At 30.2% G+C, this 18,772-nt stretch carries 16 protein-coding genes; 3 read left to right on the forward strand and 13 right to left on the reverse strand.

Translation table 11 applies throughout. The features are described from left to right. The first annotated feature begins 172 nt into the window (after positions 1 to 172). A complete protein-coding gene (locus ACTG48_RS16525) occupies positions 173 to 637 on the forward strand; it encodes a hypothetical protein (RefSeq protein ID WP_479917430.1) in 465 nt (154 codons plus the stop codon). Positions 638 to 746: 109 nt separating this feature from the next. Here ACTG48_RS16525 and ACTG48_RS16530 read toward each other — a convergent pair whose 3' ends face one another. The 7 genes from ACTG48_RS16530 to ACTG48_RS16560 all read right to left on the reverse strand — a co-directional run bounded on the left by ACTG48_RS16530 (position 747) and on the right by ACTG48_RS16560 (position 7,227). Beyond that, the gene (locus ACTG48_RS16530) at positions 747 to 1,064 is read right to left on the reverse strand and encodes a PTS lactose/cellobiose transporter subunit IIA (protein ID WP_479917431.1); all 318 of its coding nucleotides are present in this window, start codon (positions 1,062 to 1,064) and stop codon (positions 747 to 749) included. A gap of 12 nt (positions 1,065 to 1,076) precedes the next feature. Then, complete coding sequence (gene chbG, locus ACTG48_RS16535) at positions 1,077 to 1,808, reverse strand: chitin disaccharide deacetylase (protein ID WP_479917432.1); 732 nt, start codon at positions 1,806 to 1,808, stop codon at positions 1,077 to 1,079. 22 nt (positions 1,809 to 1,830) lie between these two features. Further along, a complete protein-coding gene (locus ACTG48_RS16540) occupies positions 1,831 to 3,141 on the reverse strand; it encodes a 6-phospho-beta-glucosidase (protein ID WP_021385835.1) in 1,311 nt (436 codons plus the stop codon). Between the two features lie 82 nt (positions 3,142 to 3,223). Beyond that, positions 3,224 to 4,531: a PTS sugar transporter subunit IIC gene (locus ACTG48_RS16545; RefSeq protein WP_021385843.1), complete on the reverse strand. Its 1,308-nt coding sequence runs from the start codon at positions 4,529 to 4,531 to the stop codon at positions 3,224 to 3,226. Positions 4,532 to 4,552: 21 nt separating this feature from the next. Then, complete coding sequence (locus tag ACTG48_RS16550) at positions 4,553 to 4,864, reverse strand: PTS sugar transporter subunit IIB (protein ID WP_479917433.1); 312 nt, start codon at positions 4,862 to 4,864, stop codon at positions 4,553 to 4,555. 202 nt (positions 4,865 to 5,066) lie between these two features. After that, complete coding sequence (locus ACTG48_RS16555) at positions 5,067 to 5,771, reverse strand: GntR family transcriptional regulator (protein ID WP_021385834.1); 705 nt, start codon at positions 5,769 to 5,771, stop codon at positions 5,067 to 5,069. A 94-nt stretch (positions 5,772 to 5,865) separates the two neighbouring features. Next, the gene (locus ACTG48_RS16560; protein ID WP_021385898.1) at positions 5,866 to 7,227 is read right to left on the reverse strand and encodes an MATE family efflux transporter; all 1,362 of its coding nucleotides are present in this window, start codon (positions 7,225 to 7,227) and stop codon (positions 5,866 to 5,868) included. 305 nt (positions 7,228 to 7,532) lie between these two features. Here ACTG48_RS16560 and ACTG48_RS16565 point away from each other — a divergent pair, with 305 nt between their 5' ends. Together ACTG48_RS16565 and ACTG48_RS16570 are read left to right on the forward strand one after the other, a co-directional pair. Continuing rightward, the gene (locus tag ACTG48_RS16565; protein ID WP_479917434.1) at positions 7,533 to 9,296 is read left to right on the forward strand and encodes a bifunctional homocysteine S-methyltransferase/methylenetetrahydrofolate reductase; all 1,764 of its coding nucleotides are present in this window, start codon (positions 7,533 to 7,535) and stop codon (positions 9,294 to 9,296) included. A gap of 212 nt (positions 9,297 to 9,508) precedes the next feature. Continuing rightward, positions 9,509 to 10,660 (forward strand): GGDEF domain-containing protein, encoded by a 1,152-nt coding sequence (locus ACTG48_RS16570; protein ID WP_021385822.1) that lies wholly within the window; start codon positions 9,509 to 9,511, stop codon positions 10,658 to 10,660. Between the two features lie 164 nt (positions 10,661 to 10,824). Here ACTG48_RS16570 and ACTG48_RS16575 read toward each other — a convergent pair whose 3' ends face one another. The 6 genes from ACTG48_RS16575 to ACTG48_RS16600 all read right to left on the reverse strand — a co-directional run bounded on the left by ACTG48_RS16575 (position 10,825) and on the right by ACTG48_RS16600 (position 18,772). Then, positions 10,825 to 12,543, reverse strand: a complete 1,719-nt coding sequence (locus tag ACTG48_RS16575) for a putative 2-aminoethylphosphonate ABC transporter permease subunit (protein WP_021385827.1) — start codon at positions 12,541 to 12,543, stop codon at positions 10,825 to 10,827. 4 nt (positions 12,544 to 12,547) lie between these two features. After that, a complete protein-coding gene (locus ACTG48_RS16580; protein ID WP_021385874.1) occupies positions 12,548 to 13,537 on the reverse strand; it encodes an ABC transporter ATP-binding protein in 990 nt (329 codons plus the stop codon). An 84-nt stretch (positions 13,538 to 13,621) separates the two neighbouring features. Continuing rightward, positions 13,622 to 14,671, reverse strand: coding sequence for a putative 2-aminoethylphosphonate ABC transporter substrate-binding protein (locus ACTG48_RS16585; RefSeq protein WP_021385922.1), 1,050 nt, complete (start codon positions 14,669 to 14,671; stop codon positions 13,622 to 13,624). A 278-nt stretch (positions 14,672 to 14,949) separates the two neighbouring features. Next, on the reverse strand, positions 14,950 to 15,618 hold the full coding sequence (locus tag ACTG48_RS16590) for a V-type ATP synthase subunit D (protein WP_021385831.1): 669 nt from the start codon (positions 15,616 to 15,618) through the stop codon (positions 14,950 to 14,952). A 5-nt stretch (positions 15,619 to 15,623) separates the two neighbouring features. Beyond that, positions 15,624 to 16,997, reverse strand: coding sequence for a V-type ATP synthase subunit B (locus ACTG48_RS16595; protein ID WP_021385896.1), 1,374 nt, complete (start codon positions 16,995 to 16,997; stop codon positions 15,624 to 15,626). After that, on the reverse strand, positions 16,994 to 18,772 hold the full coding sequence (locus tag ACTG48_RS16600; protein ID WP_021385858.1) for a V-type ATP synthase subunit A: 1,779 nt from the start codon (positions 18,770 to 18,772) through the stop codon (positions 16,994 to 16,996). Before ACTG48_RS16600 ends, ACTG48_RS16595 begins: the two co-directional genes overlap by 4 nt.

An 18,772-nucleotide genomic window follows, 5' to 3' on the forward strand; every position in this document is an offset into this window, starting at 1 on the left:
TAAAAGGATAAAAATTCCTAATTAATCTTAATTATATATACTACAGATAAGGTTTTCTCGTATTAAACAATAATTTAAAACTTAGATTTTTATATAGACAGAATGACTTTTCAGTTAAACAATGATAAAATACAACTTATAAAAAAGGTCTTTAGTAAGGAGGATTTGAAATATGGTACATTTAGTATATTGTGATAATGCAGGAAAAAAAGGAGAAAAGGTCTTAGATAAAATTTTATCTGGAACAAAAACAATGGTTATTAGAGGTGCTGCTGGTAGAAAAATACCGCATAGCAGAGTATTTCAAGATGAGTCACTTTATTTTATGGAAAAAGGAACTGGAAAGATATCTGCAAAAGCTACTGTCAAAAAAGTAGAAAACTATGCTAAGTTAACAGAAGATGGAATTTCCAAGATTCTTGATGAAAATCAACCAAAGTTAAATTTATCTGAAAAGCAAAAAATTCGTTGGCACAAAAAGTGTTTATGTTTAGTAGAATTTGAAAATGTAGAAGAAATAACATATCTTGATTTTGACCATCAAGGAAATATGGATGATTGGCTTATTATTGAAAAAATTGAAGATGTAGTTGTTGGCACTAGTATACCTTATAATTATGAGAAATCTAAATTTTAAAACATGGATAAAAGCATAATAAATTACTAAATTCTATTTTAATAAAAAGAGTATCTGTAATAATTATAATAAATTACTACAGATACCTTTTTATGATAACTCTTTTAAATTACTTACTTTCTAATCTTTCATATACATCTATAAATTCTTCTGCTAATTGCTGAAAATTCATAGACGTCATTAAATGGTCTTGTGCATGAATAAGTATAACACTTATATCAGTTTTATTACCACTAGCTTCATTTTGTATTAGTTCTGTTTGGAATTTATGAGCTTTATGAATTGATTCTTTTGACTTTTCAATACATTCTCTGGCTTTATCTATATTCCCGCTCTTTGCTTCTTTTATAGCCTCAAATGCCAACCCTTTTGCATCACCTGCAAATCCAATTATTCCAAAAGATATTTCTATCATTTTTTCATCCATCTATTCTACCTCCTAAATATCTCTATAGCTTGATATGACTAATCCATTCTTTTCTAAAAATTCTTTGACTCCTTTAGATGTAAGTATCTTGTGCTCTTTTGTTCTATCAATCGCATAAGATGTGGAATTTAAAATATAATCATCTAAAAAAGCTGGGTGAGACATAATATCCACTACATCATACTTCATTATTTCGTCTATATTTTTTATAAAAAACTCTTCACTTACATTTTCCTTATAAAAACTATCAATTAATGGTACTATTTTTGAATACTCCAAATTATATTCAAATCCACCTCTTATTGGAAGATTATACTTATTTACAATCTGCTCTATTACTGGTTTTAAACTTACTAAAGTATGGATGTGATGGTGACTATCCAAATGAGATATGTCTATTCCAAGCGCTTTTACTTTATCTATTTGAGCACAAAGTTCTCTATAAATCTCATCACAATCCATATTTTTAATAATTTCATCTGTAATTCTTCTAATAAAAAAACCATCTTTGTCAACAATAGTTTTTAAATCAGATAATAATGGTCTACCACAACTTAAAGTCATATGAACGCCACAATTTAAAGACTTATTTTCTTTAAGCAATTTCACTCCATGTTCTACCCCAGGCATATTTGCCATCATAGAAGTAGACTTAACTATTCCATTATTATGAGCTGATATTATACCATAATTGACAGCTTCACAATAGCCAAAGTCATCTGCATTTATTATAATTTTAGTCATACTATAACCTACTTTCTATAGATTATCTATTAAATCTAGGAAGATAATCTTTATGAGCTTCTAACATTTCATCTAATATAGTTTTTGCCAAATCATCTGAAGGAATTAATGGGTTTATACAAAGCGCTAAAAGAGCAGACTCATAATCTCCATACACAGCTGCTTTAGCTGCCAAGACTTCAAATGACTTAATTTGACTTACTAGCCCATGCACAGAATCTGGTAAATATCCCATACTTAATGGCTTTGGACCATTTTTTGTTATTACGCTACTAACTTCCACAGCTTGCTCGTCTTTAAAATCTCTTATGGCACCATTGTTTAATGTATTAACTACTTGGATGTCTTTTTTATCATTATATATAGAACTTATTAGATTACAAGCAGCATCGCTATAATAAGCTCCTCCTCTTTTTTCAAGCTGAGGTGGTTTTATATCTAGTTTTTCATCCTTATATAATTCAAATAATTGTTCTTCTAATTCTTTAACTACTTGACCTCTGGCTTTTCCTTCTTTAAACTCTATTAACTCATCTTCAAGCATTTCTTTAGTTTTATAATAATATCTATGGTATGGACAAGGTATAGCACCTAGAGATTTTACAAATTCCGAATTAAAATCAATAGCCTTTATATTTTGCATACTTATATCTGCTTTAACAAACTTATCTATGGCTTCTTTTGTAACATCTTCTCCATCTAAAAATACATTTAAACCATAAACCATATGATTAAGACCTGCAAAATCCATACTTATTCTATCACTTTCTACGTTAAATAGTTTAGCAACATCATTTTTTAAATGAATTGGAACATTACATAAACCTATATATTTTTTGAAGTTAGTATATTTTAATACAGCTTCTGTTATTATACCTGTTGGATTTGTAAAATTCACCATCCATGCATTTGGACATAATTCTTCCACATCTTTTATTATATCAAATATAATTGGTATTGTGCGAAGGGCTTTGAATAGCCCTCCAGCACCATTAGTTTCCTGTCCCATAACTCCATGAGATAAAGGAATAGTTTCATCTTTAATTCTTGCATCTAAAAGACCTACTCTAAGTTGTGTTGTCACGAAATCTGCATCTTTTAGAGCTTCTCTTCTATCCAAGGAAAGATTTATTTTCATATCTATTCCAGCTTTTTTTACCATTCTTTTAGCTAGATTTCCTACTATCTCTAATTTTTCTTTTCCATCTTCTATATCTACAAGCCACAATTCCTTTACAGGTAGCTCTTCATATCTATTTATAAAACCTTCTACAAGCTCAGGAGTATAACTTGAACCTCCTCCGATTGTAACTATTTTTAGTCCATTTTTCATCTTATTATACCATCCTTACCTACAATTTAGCATATTCTATATAAGCATATACATTTATTAAACGAATAAAACTACCTAGTTGTTAATTTTTTAGTTTCTTAGCCTCCATTTTTTCAGATGCTATTACAAATGGAATATATATTAATATTGATATTATTAAATTAAATAGTGCCAAAGCTCCACCAGTCCAATCACCAGTAGCCATTGCTCCACCTAGTATAGGAGGTGTTACCCAAGGTATTTTAGGTAAAATTACTGGTGCTACTAACCCAAAATCTATTGCTAAGTATGATACAGCACTACATATTACTGGTGCAAGTACAAATGGAATCATAAATATAGGATTTAAAACTATTGGAAGTCCGAATATCAATGGTTCTCCTATGTTAAATATTGCTGGTGGTCCACCTAATACTATCATTTCTTTACGTCTTCTTCCTGCTATTATTAAAGCTATAACTAATCCTAACACCATTCCAGAACCACCTAAATATACAAATGCATCAAAGAATGAGCCTGCAAGTACATGGTATCCTTCAGTTGCTCCTGCTTGAGCTAAAGCGGCATTTTCTCCACCTAACTTCATAAGTATAGTTTCTGTAAAAGGAAGTGCTATATTTGCACCATGAAGACCAACAGTCCAAAGTATATGAATTATAAATGCAATAAGCATTGTAGAACCTAGACTATCAGCTACATTTGATAGTGGTGCTCCCAAATAAGTATTTAAAATATCTGTTAAGAAACTTCCATTTGAAAGTATCTTTATCAATACTCCTATTACTGTAAATATCATTATAGTTAACATTCCTGGTATTAACTTTGCAAATGACCTTGAAACTGCTGGTGGAACTCCGTCTGGCATTTTTATAGTCAATTTCTTTACTTTAGATAATCTTACAAATATTTCAGTTGATAATAATCCTATTAATATAGAAGAGAATAAGGCAGCTGTCCCTAGGTAAGTTTGTTGTATCATTCCCCATCCTTCAACTGCTGTAGTTCCACCTTCTGGAACTATTTTACCAATTTGTGGAGCCATTATAAAAAAGATAGATAATGCTATAAGTCCAGCCTGTAACCCATCACTTTCATAAGATTTGGCTAAAAAGTAGGCAACACCTATTACTAAAAATACTGCCATCGTACCTATTGCTCCCCACCAAAGGTCAGCTCCAAATGTAGTCCAGTTTTCTCCAAATATACTTGCCATTAAGTTCTTATATGCTTCTAATGGCAAGTTGTTTATCAATGTTCCTAATGCACCTACCATAGTTATAGGTATCATTGCTATAAATGCATCTCTTACTGCTACTAAGTGCCTTTGAGCTCCTATTTTAGCAGCTACAGGCACTATATATTTATCCATAAATGACATGAAATTTTCCATTTTACATCCTCCAGTACAACTTTATTTTGAACTATTTAATTCTATAGCTCTATCTAACACAGCTTTTCCATTACATCTTCCATAATCCATCATATTTATAACTTCTACTGGAATATTATGTGGTTTTGCCATTTCAGTTGCTTTTCCTAATACATATCTAACTTGAGGTCCTAAAAGTAAGACATCACAATTTTCTATTTCATTTTTTAAGTTTACTTCTGATATAGCCCATATTTTCGCTTCTATACCGTTTTCCTTCGCAGCATCCTCCATTTTTGTAACTAACAAACTAGTTGACATTCCTGCTGAACAAGCTAACATTATTTTTATCATTTTTTTCCCTCCAAATTAGATTTATTAAAATATTTTTTTAAGTCATACTGTCTTTAAACTATACATTTAAAGTATGCTCTTTTATTAATTATTATTCCAATGTATATATCTTATTTTTAAATGTATATACATTTAATTCTTGATATTATTATATATCAAATGTATATACATTTCAAGAAAACTTTTTCATTTTATTTAAATTTTATTCGACAACAGCACTCAAAGTTAAAGTGTATCCATGATGATATGTGTGTGAGTATTCAAAAACCTCACTATTTTGTAACTTACAGATTTGATTTATATACAAAAGTGGCTCTGGTCCTTCCAGCTTCAAATTTACCATGCACTCTTCATTTGATATTACAGCTTGTACTTCTCTCTCTGACATAGCTATCTTATATCCACACACTTCTTCAACAAAATTATAAAGAGAATTTTCACAGTGCATCTTATTTAAATTTGGAAATAACTTAACTGGCATATAAGTAATCATATATGAAACTCTTGTATCATTTGCTAATCTTACTCTTTTTATTTCCCATACGTTTTCTTCCAGACTTATATTTAACCTACTTGATAACTCTTCATCTGCCTGAACTATTTCAAGAGATACCAATATATTAGACACTTTATATCCCTTACTTTCCATCTCTTTAGTAAAACCACTCACAGATGATATATTATCATATATATTATTTGCAAGAACTATACTTCCTACACCTCTTTGTCTTGTTATATACCCTTCTTTCACTAGATTGTTTAATGCAGACCTTACAGTCATTCTAGTTACATTAAACTCTTCACTCAACTGTTTTTCAGAAGGGATTAAATCCCCTTCCTTTAAACTATCTGAATTTATCAATTCTCTAACATGATTTTCTATAACTTTATAAATTGGCTCTTTCATTTAATTCACTCCTCATCAATTAAAGCTTTTATATAATAAGATAATTTTATATACAAATAAAGAAAATGTCTATACATTTAGGATAAATTAAATTTTATTTGGACATCTTATACAACTTTCCAACTTTCAGTAAATATATAAATAAACTTATCATCAATATTCCTTTTAAGATACTCGATAAGGTTATACTCCACCATACACCGTTTAATCCTAATATTTCTGGTCTAGATATAAAATAAGCTAATGGTACTCTTGCGCCAGTCAATATAGTAACTATAGTAGAAGGTATATAAGTTCGCCCTAATCCTTTAAAAGCTCCTGTTGTTATTATTTCTAAACACATAAAAAACTGAGAATAGCCTAATATTTTAAGATAAGTTGCTCCTTTTTCTATAGCCTCACTTTCATCTATAAAAACAGAAAATATACTTTCTCCTGCAAATACTAGTACTAAAGTGGTTATTATCCCAAGTATAGAAGATGCAATTATAGCTATTTTACAACCTTTATTTATCCTAGAATACTTTTTAGCACCATAATTTTGTCCAACAAAACTACCTAATGCAACTGCTAATCCTTCAGCAGTCATCCATGATATTGCTTCTATCTGTGAACCTACTTTTTGAACTGCAACTGCTACAGGACCCCATGATGCTACTATTACTCCTAGTAACATTGAAAATACTGTAAACATACCATTCTGTATAGCTACAGGAAAACCTAACTTGTATAACACTTTATAGTATCTAAGTTCTATTTTTCTAAATATTTTTATTTTAAAATATTCTTCTTTGCTCTTAATTACTATACATAAAAAACATGTAGTAACTACTATCTGTGCAAACACAGTTGCAATAGCAGCTCCTGCTACTCCAAGCCTTGGAGCAGGTCCCCATCCAAAAATTAATATAGGGTCAAGTATAATATTAGTTATTAATCCTACCGTATTAATGCAAAAAGGAGTCTTACTATTTCCAAGTCCATTAAAAATTGCAGTAAAAACTGGATTTATGAAATAAAATATCATGCCTAAAGCTACTATTATCAAATATTGTCTAGACATAGTTATAACTTCTAAATCTCCCAACTTAAAAAAACCTATCAGCTGTTTATTGAATACTATTAAAGATATTGTATATATTATTGCTAACATAATATTTATTTCTATTGCTGATTTTATATATGATTTGGTAGTGCTTATATTATTTTCTCCTATACTTTGTGCTACTTTTACCTCTCCACCCACTTTTGAAATCATAATAAATGCCATTGCAAGCCATGGGAAAAAACCAGCCGTTCCAACTGCAGCTACTGCTCTACTTCCAGCTTTACCGACCCATATCATATCTATCATATTGTATCCCATTTGTATAAATGAGGTCCCCATTATTGGAAGTGATAGTTTAAGTAATTTTTCTGTAATTCTTCCTTCTGTTAAATCAAGTCTATCTTTCATTTCCCACCTCTTCTATATTATAAATTTTTAAATTTACTTGTTTATACAGCTAGATTTATTAATTTATTTAATTAAACGCTCTATAATAAATAAAGTATCTATATACTCATAAGTATAAATATAATTATTTCCTCAATTCCTATTATAATTCTTATCTTAACATCAATTAAGTATATATAGCTAAATAAATAATAAACTTGTACTTAATTAGAATAATTTATACTATATTTTCCAAACATTGACAAGTTTTTTTGAGGTTGATATACTAATATTTAAAATATTTTAAATTCTTATGAGGTGAATCAATGAACATAAATGAATATATAAAAGACTCTATTTTAGTTTTTGATGGTGCTATGGGAACATACTATTCTAAACTAAAGAATAACGATTTCAACTGTGAAATGGCTAATATAAATGACGCATCTACAATTTTATCTATTCATAGAGAATATATAAGAGCTGGGTGTAAGGCCATTAAAACAAATACCTTTGCTGCCAATGAAATCCTATTAGAATGTGACTTTAAAACTATCAAAGATATTATCCAAAGTGGATATGAAATTGCATTAGAAGCTACAAAAAATACAGACGTATTTGTATTTGCTGACATAGGCCCAATACCTGCTTTAAATGATAGAGACTTACTATCTGACTATAAAAAAATAGTGGATATATTTTTAGAGATTGGTGCAACAAATTTCATATTTGAAACATTTAGTAGTGACGAATATCTACCAGAAATCTCAAGTTATATAAAGAAAAAACGACCAAATTCATTTATATTAACAGAATTTGCAGTTAATCCTGAGGGATTTACTAGACTTGGAAAAAGTGGTATTAAAATATTTGAATCTATTTCAAAAAATAAAGACATAGATGCATTGGGATTTAATTGTATCTCTGGACCACATCATTTATTACACTTTATAAAGACAATTGCTATTAATGACAGTATAGTTTCTATTATGCCTAACGCTGGCTATCCTACTATCATCAATAACCGTACTTTTTTTGAAGATAATTCAGACTATTTTTCAGAACAAATGTTGGAAATACTAAATCAAGGAGTACGTATATTAGGTGGATGCTGTGGTACAACACCAGAATTTATTAAAAAGACTGTTGATATAATAAATTCTTCATACATATATGAAAATACTATAGAAAAAGTTCTTTCTCCAAGGGAAAAAGTTAAACCAATATCAAAAAATAAACTCTTGGAAAAGCTTGAAATAGGCAAAAAAATTATAGCAGTTGAATTAGACCCTCCAGTTGATACAGATATTGAATTTTTTATGAATAGTGCTAAAAAATTAAAAGACTATGGGGTTGATGCAATTACAATTGCTGATTGCCCAATAGCTAGGGCAAGAGTTGATAGTAGTCTATTAGCCTGTAAAATAAAGAGAGAATTAGATATTACTCCTATACCTCATATGACATGTAGAGATAGAAATATTAATGCCACTAAAGCTCTACTTTTAGGATTGAATATCGAAAATATAGACAATGTACTGGTAGTAACTGGAGACCCTATCCCATCTGCTGAAAGAGATGAAATAAAAGCTATGTTTAGTTTTAACTCTTCCATATTAGCCAATTACATAAAAACATTGAATGAAAATACATTTAATACACCTTTTAATATATTTGGAGCATTAAATATAAATGCAGTAAATTTCGATTCTCAACTTAAACATGCTAAGATTAAAATAGAAAATGGAGTTACTATGTTTTTAACCCAACCAGTTTTAACAGAACAAGCTTTATTAAACTTAAAAAAAGCTAAAGAAATACTTCCTGTAAAGATATTGGGAGGAATAATACCTGTTGTAAGCTATAGAAATGCTTGTTTTATGAATAATGAGATTTCTGGAATTACTGTTTCTCAAAATATTATAGATATGTACAAGAATACGTCAAAAGAAGAGTCTACTGAACTTGCTATTAATATATCTACTCAAATAGCAAAAGAAATTGAACCTTATGTAGATGGTTATTATATTATAACGCCATTTAAAAGAATTGATATAGTATGCAATATAATAGCAAATATTAACAAATAAAACAATTATAATATAATTACTATCAACACATTTTAAATACTATTTATAGAGTATATTATAATTCTAAGAATCCCTATATTTGAACATTTTAAGCTTGTTTATTCATTGTAATTTTTATATAAGTTTGGTAATATATAGATATATTATAGTAAAATTTATATATATTAATTATGGGAGATTGTGGGAGACTCTTTTCACAAAAAATTTAAGCTATGAAAACAAATAAAAAATTTAATAGAGTTGATATGCAAGTTTCAATACTTACTGCAATTATTGTAATAATATCTTCTTCATGTGTATATTTTTTTAATTATGTATTGACTTATCATGATATGATACATACTCTAAGTGAAAGGTCGAGACGTATCTATAATTATGTAGAAAAAAATATTGATAAAGATACGTTTACTGAAATTAATTCTAAAGAAGACCAATCAAAAGACTCTTATAAAAGTTCTAAAACCTTATTGGAATCTGTAAAAAATACTACAGGAGTTATGTATCTATATACTGCTAAAAAAACAAAAGATGACTCATTAGTATATGTTGTTGATGGCTTGGATTCATCTAGAAGTGATTTTAGAAATGCTGGTGATTTGATAGAAAAAGAGATTTGGAGTGATCTTAACAAAGCACTAGATAATAATATATTGCTACCTAAAAAAATTAAAGCAACATCTTGGGGATATATATTCATATCATACTTTCCTATTCACAATAACGCTGGTAAAGTTGTTGGGGTAATAGGAATTGAATTTGAAGCAAATCATCAATATAATACATTTAAATTCATAAGTATAGTTACACCAATTATAGCATTATTGACTTGTCTAATATCAGCATTGGTTGCAGTAGTTCTATTTAAGCGTATATCTAATCCTACATATACTGATTTTGCCAATACAGATTACTTAACAGGTTTAAAAAATAGAAATGCTTTTGAAATAGATATGAATAATCTAAACAATTCAAACCTAAAGAATCTAATATCTATCATATCAATAGATTTAGATGGCTTAAAAAAAATTAATGATAAATTTGGTCATCAAACAGGAGATTTATACATTAAGCATGCAAGTAAAATTATACGAGATGTTATAGATACAAAACATGTAGTTTATCGTGTTGGTGGAGATGAATATCTAATTATTCTAAAAAATTTATCTTCTGAAGAGATAGATAGTATTATAAATAATATCAATTTAAAAATAATTGAAGAAAACTCGACTAACGAATTGAAATTATCAATGTCTATTGGATATGCTATATTTGATGAAAAATTAGATGTGTCTTTGTTTGATACATATCACCGTGCAGATTCTCAAATGTACGATAATAAAAGAAAATTGAAAGAGCGTGATTGATTTTAAGTTTAAAAAGAGAGTGTTTCAAAATGAACTTTTTAGTTCATGAGGCGCTCTTTTTTGTATAAAATCAAATATATTTTCATCATTTCAACAATGAAAAAGAAGCTTATCTCTATTTTGAGATAGCCCCTTTTTAAATTTGTGTTTTTTTAATAATTTATTTAATTGAGATTATTTCTTTTTTCTAAACGATTTTTTATAAATTCATGTATTACTTTCACTAATATATTTGTAATTAGTATTAATACTGCTAATGCTGCAGCCTGTGCAGTGCTACCTTTATCATCCAATTGTACAATTGATATCGCAGCTACTTTTGAGCTAGCAGTGTATATAAATACTAAAGCTGATATTGTCACCATAGAGTTTAAGAAAAAATACATAAAGTTTTCTAAAACTGCTGGTAAACAAAGTGGTATAGTTACATTCTTAAGAATTGATACACTGTTTATTCCCATTGACTTAGCTACCATATCTAATTCCTTATCTACTTTCTTAATGGCTGTAGTGGCAGTTATAAATGCTACTGAAAAGAAATGTACTATATTACATATAACCATTATGAGTAATGTCCCATATAATCCATTGAATAAATTCTTAATGTATATTGTATCCATAAAATTAAACTCTAACTTATTAAAAAATAATACATAAGCTATACCTAAAACCAACCCTGGTAATGCCATAGGTAATGTACTTAAAAAATATCCAAATGATTTTAAATATGGAGCTTTTTCTGTTTTTTCATTTAGATATGCAAATAAGAAAACAAAGCTTGTGCCAAGAATAGCTGTTAATAGCGACATTTTTATTGAATTTATAAATGGTTTAATTCCATCAATACTATTCTTCATAGAAAAGTGTTCCAGTGTAAGTCTTAAATCATATGGCCAAACTGAAATTAATGATGATAAGATTACAGTTAACATTACAGCTATTATACCAAATGCAATAAATCCTAAAATTCCTCCTAAGATACCATCTCTTAACTTATTAGATTTAACTTTATATGGAATTGACTTTGAGTTTATATATGAATTTTGATTTTTTTCAATTTTTTTAGTTACTATAAATGATATTATTGCTGGTATTAAAAGTAATATTGATACAGTAGCACCCATTGGCATATTTTGTTGTCCTATAATTTGCTTATACACATCTATTGATAATACATTAAACTCCCCTCCAATTACTTTTGGAGCTCCAAAATCTGTAAAGCATAATGTAAATGACACAAATGCAGAGCTTATTAAAGAGTATTTTATACTGGGAATTGTTATGCTAATAAATTCTCTTATCTTACTTATACCCATAGTGTTACTAGCTTCATACAATCTGTAATCTGTTGAACTTAATGATATATAGAGTATTTGAAATGATTGAGGAAATACATATATAATTTGTGCTAATATTATTCCCATTGCTCCATATATTGGAACATGTATTCCAAGTAAATTAGTGACTAACCCCTGATTTCCAAACAAATATACTAAACCTATTGCATGCATCATTGTTGGAGCAAACATAGGAAACATCGCTAAAGACTTAAAAAATCCTTTAAATTTAATCTTTGTCCTCGTTAGTGCATACGCATATACCAATGCAAGTGTTAACGATATTACAGTTGATATAATAGATACAAATACTGTATTTTTCAGTGAATTCAACAGAGCTTCAGAAGCTAAGTATTCTCGGAAGTTTTGTAATCCAACAAAGACTCCATCTTTATCTAAAAATGCCTGCATAAATAGATATATTATAGGTGCCAATAAAAAGATTACTAAAGACATGACCAATACTGTGAGCATACACTTTTTTATATCTAAATTCATTTTTGATTTAAGATTTATACTTTTAGAACTTATAGCATTATTATTCATACATTTATGCTCCTTTAACTTTTGGATACTTTAAATAGTATTTTTCATCTATACTTATTTTTACAAGGTCACCTTCTACTAAATTTAAATTAACCCATTCTTTTATAGAAACATCACTTATTATGAAATTTTCATTTAATTTATCTTTTATTTCCACTCTTAGTAGATTTCCTCTAAACTCTATATTAGATATTATTCCTTGATAATTTTCTTTTGTTGATTTCTCTATTTGAACATATTCTGGTCTTACAGTTAATATAGAATCTCCATTATCAAAGCAGTTTGTATCTCCTATAAATTGAGCTGTAAATAAATTTTGAGGATTTTGATATATTTCTTCTGGAGTTCCTATCTGCATTATATCTCCTCCATTTAAAATGGCGATTTTATCTGCCATTGTTATAGCCTCTTCTTGGTCATGTGTTACCATTATTGTAGTTATATTAAGTTCTTTTTGTAATCTTTTAATATCCATTCTAAGCTTGTGTCTAACCTTTGCATCTAATGCAGACATTGGCTCATCTAAAAGTAAAAATTTTGGTTCAAGTGCTAATGCTCTTGCTATTGCAATTCTCTGTTGTTGCCCTCCTGATAATGCTTTAGGATATTTATGAGCTTCATGAGTTAATCCAACTATTTCAAGAACTTCCTTAACTTTACTATCTATTTTTTCTTTTGAAACTTTTCTTTCTTTAAGTGGAAAAGCTATATTGTTATATGCAGTCATATTTGGAAACAAAGCATATGATTGAAATACTATTCCAAAACCTCTCTTTGATGGTTCTAAATTTGTAATATCTTTATCTTGAAGAATTATAGCTCCACTATTTACTTCTTCAAGACCTGCTATTATTCTAAGTAATGTAGTTTTACCGCATCCACTAGGTCCAAGTAAACATAGAAATTCACCTTCTTCAATATCTAAACTAATATTATTTAAAACCCTTTTTTGGTCATAATTTTTAAACACATTATTTATTTTTAAGTAACTCATATCTTATCTCCCCTTATATACTTATATTTTTATTTTAAATTTTTTTCTTATAACATTGCATCTTCTAGATTATAAAATTAAATTTTACTTGCTTTCAGATTTTGAACCATACTTTGATTCCCAAGTTTTCAATATTGTACTTCTATTTTTTGCAGCAGAGTTTAAATCTACTTCCTTTATTAGCTGTTCAAATGGTTGTTTAGAATAACCTTTTGGAACTGGATTATCTGTCTTTATAGAAGTAACTGCTACTTCGTGTGCATATCTATCCATAGCTGAATCGCTCATTGCCCAGTCTAAAAATAACTTTGCTTCTTTTTTTATATTATCTTTTTTAACTAAAGCATTTGCCTCTAAATCCCAACCTGAACCTTCTTTTGGAAATACTACTTCTATAGGTTCACCGCTAGATAATTGTTGTGTAGCTCTATATCCAAGTGTAATACCTATTGGATATTCTCCAGAACCAGCTAGTTTGGCAGGCTTTGAACCTGAATGTGTATATGTAGCTATATTTTTATGTAATTTATCCATATAATCGTAAGCATCTTTTTCGCCCATCATTTGAATAAGTCCTGATACTGTAAGATATCCTGTTCCAGATGATGCTGGATTTGGCATTGTTATGAGTCCTTTGTATTCTGGTTTTATCAAATCTTTATAGCTTTTTGGAATATCAATACCTAATTTCTCAAGCTCTTTATAATTAACTACTATTGCAGTTTCTGGTACACTCATTCCTACCCAAGATACATCTTCTTCAGTATCTTTAAATTTTTTATCAACCTTGTCATAATTTTTAGGCTTATATGCTTCAAGTGCCCCATCTTCTTTTAATTCTATCATGTTCATTGCTGATAACCCCCATATAACATCAGCCTGTGGATTATCTTTTTCTGCTAATAATTTTGAAGCTATTACCCCATGAGAATCCATAACTATCTCTACATCTATATTGGGATACTCTTCTCTAAAACCTTCCATATAGTAAGCTATTTGTTCTTCCTCTAATGCTGCATATATTGTAAGTTTATTATTTCCTTTTCCTTGAGTAGTTTGTGGTGTTGTTGATATGCAACTTGTCATAAATGTAATTACTACAATACACAGACAAGTAAATATAAATTCTTTCATATCGTCCCCCTTTATCTGCTTTTTTCTTTTTTTAATTGTTTTTTGTTGTTTTTGCTTATATTTATATAATACACCTAATTTGTTAATATAAAGTTAAGTGTAAATTAACAGTTCGTTAATTTTTAGAAATTTTTGTTAAATATATTATTTTTAATTAAATATAGTATGTTTTTAAACAATCTATCTTTTTTACAGTATCCATATTTTTAATTTAAACATAAAAAATAAGCCTAACTTCTATAAATTAGAATGTTAGACTTATTTCTATAAATATTTAATTACACAACCAAATTATTTTTTTTCTTTTCTTCAAGTGCTTTTTTAAGCACCATATCCTTAACCTTCATAAGTCTAGTAGTACTTGCTCTCTCATTTTCTTCAAGCTTCATAGCAATATACTTAATAGTCTCAATGTAATTTGGTATCATTACATTTTCAAGAGCATTAACACGTCTACGTGTCTTTTCTATCTCTTGTGCAAGAAGCTGTGCACTTTTTTCACTTTCTGCAAGTCTTAAAAGTGGTTCCATAGCAGCTGAAAATGCTTCCATAGCAGAATCCAATTCACCTGATGTAAAAGCAAGACCATAAGGATAAATATCACTTTGATTGTTTTCAGTTTTAAAGTCAAACACAGGAACGTCAACACTCATTATATTTTTCGTAGATACATCTACGGAAACAGATTGCTTTGGCATCATAAGCGCTGAACCTAGATACTCCTGACTCATAACTGCTCTTGCAATTATAAAATTCTTATAAGCACCATCGAGAGCATTTTCTGCTTCTTCACGTAATCGCTTATTTTCTCTTACAATCTCAAGAAATTGTTTCATAAGTTCATCAAGTTTATCTTTAAGAAGCTTATGACCTCTTGTAGCAGTTTTAAGGAGTTTCTTAAGTCTAGTCATTTCCATACGTGTTGGATTTATATTTAATCTAGCCACAGATATCACTCCTTAGGCATATATTTTTCAAAATATTCATCGCGAATACGTTTAAGTTCACTTTTTGGTAACATACTAAGAAGCTTCCATCCAATTTCTAATGTCTGCTCAATAGTTCTATCAGTTCTAAATCCTTGTGAAACATATTCTTTTTCAAATTCATCTGCAAACTTTGCATACATTAAATCAATCTCAGAAAGTGCAGATTCACCAAGTATTGCCATAAGTTCTTTTGCATCTTTACCTCTTGAATAAGCTGCAAAAAGCTGGTTCATTGTATCTGCATGGTCCTCACGAGTCTTACCCTTACCAATCCCTTTATCTTTTAGACGAGAAAGTGATGGTAAAACATCTATAGGAGGCTGTATATCTTTTTTATAAAGTTCACGATTAAGTATAATCTGTCCTTCTGTAATATATCCTGTAAGGTCAGGAATTGGATGTGTTTTATCATCCTCAGGCATTGTAAGTATTGGAATCATAGTTATAGAGCCCTCATGCCCTTTCATTTTTCCTGCTCTTTCATACATTGTAGCAAGGTCAGTATAAAGATAACCTGGATATCCACGACGTCCTGGAACCTCTTTTTTAGCTGCTGAAACTTCACGTAATGCCTCTGCATAGTTTGTAATATCTGTTATTATAACGAGTACATGCATGTCTTGCTCAAAAGCAAGGTATTCCGCTGCTGTAAGTGCCATTCTAGGTGTAGATACACGCTCTACAGCTGGGTCATTTGCAAGATTTACAAATACTACAGAACGGTCAATTGCACCAGTTGCTTTAAAGTCACTTATAAAGAAATCTGCATCTTCAAAGGTTATACCAACTGCGGCAAACACAACGGCGAACTTAGAGTCAGTCCCACGTACTTTTGCCTGTCTTGCAATTTGAACTGCAAGATTAGCATGTGGCAAACCAGAACCTGAGAATATAGGAAGTTTTTGACCTCTAACTAGTGTATTAAGCCCATCTATAGCAGAAACACCAGTCTGTATAAATTCAGCCGGATAGTCACGTGCCGCTGGATTTATTGGAGCTCCATTTATATCAAGTCTTTTATCTGGTATAATTTCTGGGCCTCCATCAATAGGTTTACCCATTCCACTAAAAACACGACCTAATATATCTGGTGAAACTCCAAAGTCAAGACTCTTTCCTAAAAAACGAACTTTACTTTCAGCAAGGTTTATACCTGTTGAACTTTCAAAAAGCTGAACAAGTGCAGTATCCTCATTTACCTCTAGAACTTTACAACGGCGAATCTCTCCATTTGAAAGCTCAATTTCTCCAAGTTCATCAAATTTTACACCTTCTACACCGTTTATTAACATAAGAGGACCGGCTACCTCTTGTATTGACTTATATTCCTTTATCATAGTTCTTCAGCCCCCCTCTTTTTAATAAGGTCTGCAAGCTCATTGTCTATTTCATCTTCAATTGAATCGTAAGTAGCATCTATATTGTCTTCTTCTACATACTTAGCACGACCAATCTTTTCAAGAACTGAAAGCTTGATAATATCATTTATAGTAACATTTTGCTTGATGGCATCTTGTGCTGACTTATAGAATTTTAGTATAAGTCCCATCATTCTATATTGCTTATGAAGTGATGTGTAAGTATCCACTTCATGGAAAGAGTTTTGATGAAGGAAGTCCTCTCTTATAGAACGAGTAACTTCTAATATCAATCTATCTCCATCTGAAAGTGAATCAACTCCAACCAATTGAACTATTTCTTGAAGTTCAGATTCAACTTGTAAAAGTTTCATAGCTTGAGCTCTTTGAGCTGAGAAATTATCATTTACATTTTTATCTGCCCATACATCAACTTTTTCCTGATAGAGTGAATAACTTGTTAACCAGTTGATTGCTGGGAAATGACGCTTATATGCTAAAGAAGCATCAAGCCCCCAGAATACTTTTACTATACGAAGTGTTGCTTGGCTGACAGGTTCTGATGTATCACCACCAGGAGGAGAAACTGCTCCAATCGCTGTAAGTGTTCCTTCTCTGTCATCCATACCTAGACAATTTACCTTTCCAGCTCTCTCATAGAACTGAGCAAGACGTGAACCTAGGTATGCAGGATAACCTTCTTCACCAGGCATCTCCTCTAGACGACCACTCATCTCTCTAAGAGCCTCGGCCCATCTTGATGTAGAGTCTGCCATAAGTGCAACACTATATCCCATATCTCTAAAATATTCAGCTATTGTAATACCAGTATATATAGAAGCCTCACGTGCAGCAACTGGCATATCTGATGTATTGGCTATAAGCACAGTTCTTTGCATAAGTGACTCACCTGTTCTTGGGTCTTTTAATTCAGGAAATTCAAGAAGAACATCCGTCATTTCATTTCCACGCTCGCCACATCCTATATATACAACTATATCTGCATCTGCCCATTTAGCAAGCTGATGCTGTGTAACAGTTTTTCCACTTCCAAAAGGTCCTGGTATAGCTGCTACCCCACCTTTTGTAATTGGGAAAAATGTATCTATAACTCTTTGCCCTGTAACAAGAAGTGAATCTGGTGTTTTCTTTTCTCTATATGGTCTTTCTTTTCTAACTGGCCATTTTTGCATCATAGTCACAGGTATGTCATTACCTTTTTCATCTGTAATAACACAAACTGTATCTTCAACAGTAAATTCTCCAGAATATATTTCTTTTATAGTACCTTTAACTCCATAAGGAACCATAATTTTACATTCCACTACAGCTGTTTCTTGAACTCCACCTATTATATCTCCAGATACAACTTTATCGCCAACAGCTTTTTTAGGTTTAAATTCCCACTTAACTGCTCTATCAAGTGAAGATACTTCAACACCTTTAGTTATATTAGTACCTGAAATATCATACATTTTTTCAAGTGGACGTTGAATACCATCATAAATAGTTGAAATAAGACCTGGCCCAAGCTCAACACTCATAGGCATTCCAAGAGAAACTACTTCTTCCCCTGGCCCTAGACCAGAAGTTTCCTCATAAACCTGTATAGAAGCTTTATCTCCATGCATTTCTATAATCTCGCCTATAAGATGTTTATCTGAAACTCTTACGACGTCAAACATATTCGCATCTCTCATGCCCTCCGCTACAACAAGCGGTCCTGACACCTTTACAATTGTGCCTGTTTTCAT

The sequence above is a fragment of the Clostridioides sp. LIBA-6822 genome, from assembly GCF_056688955.1.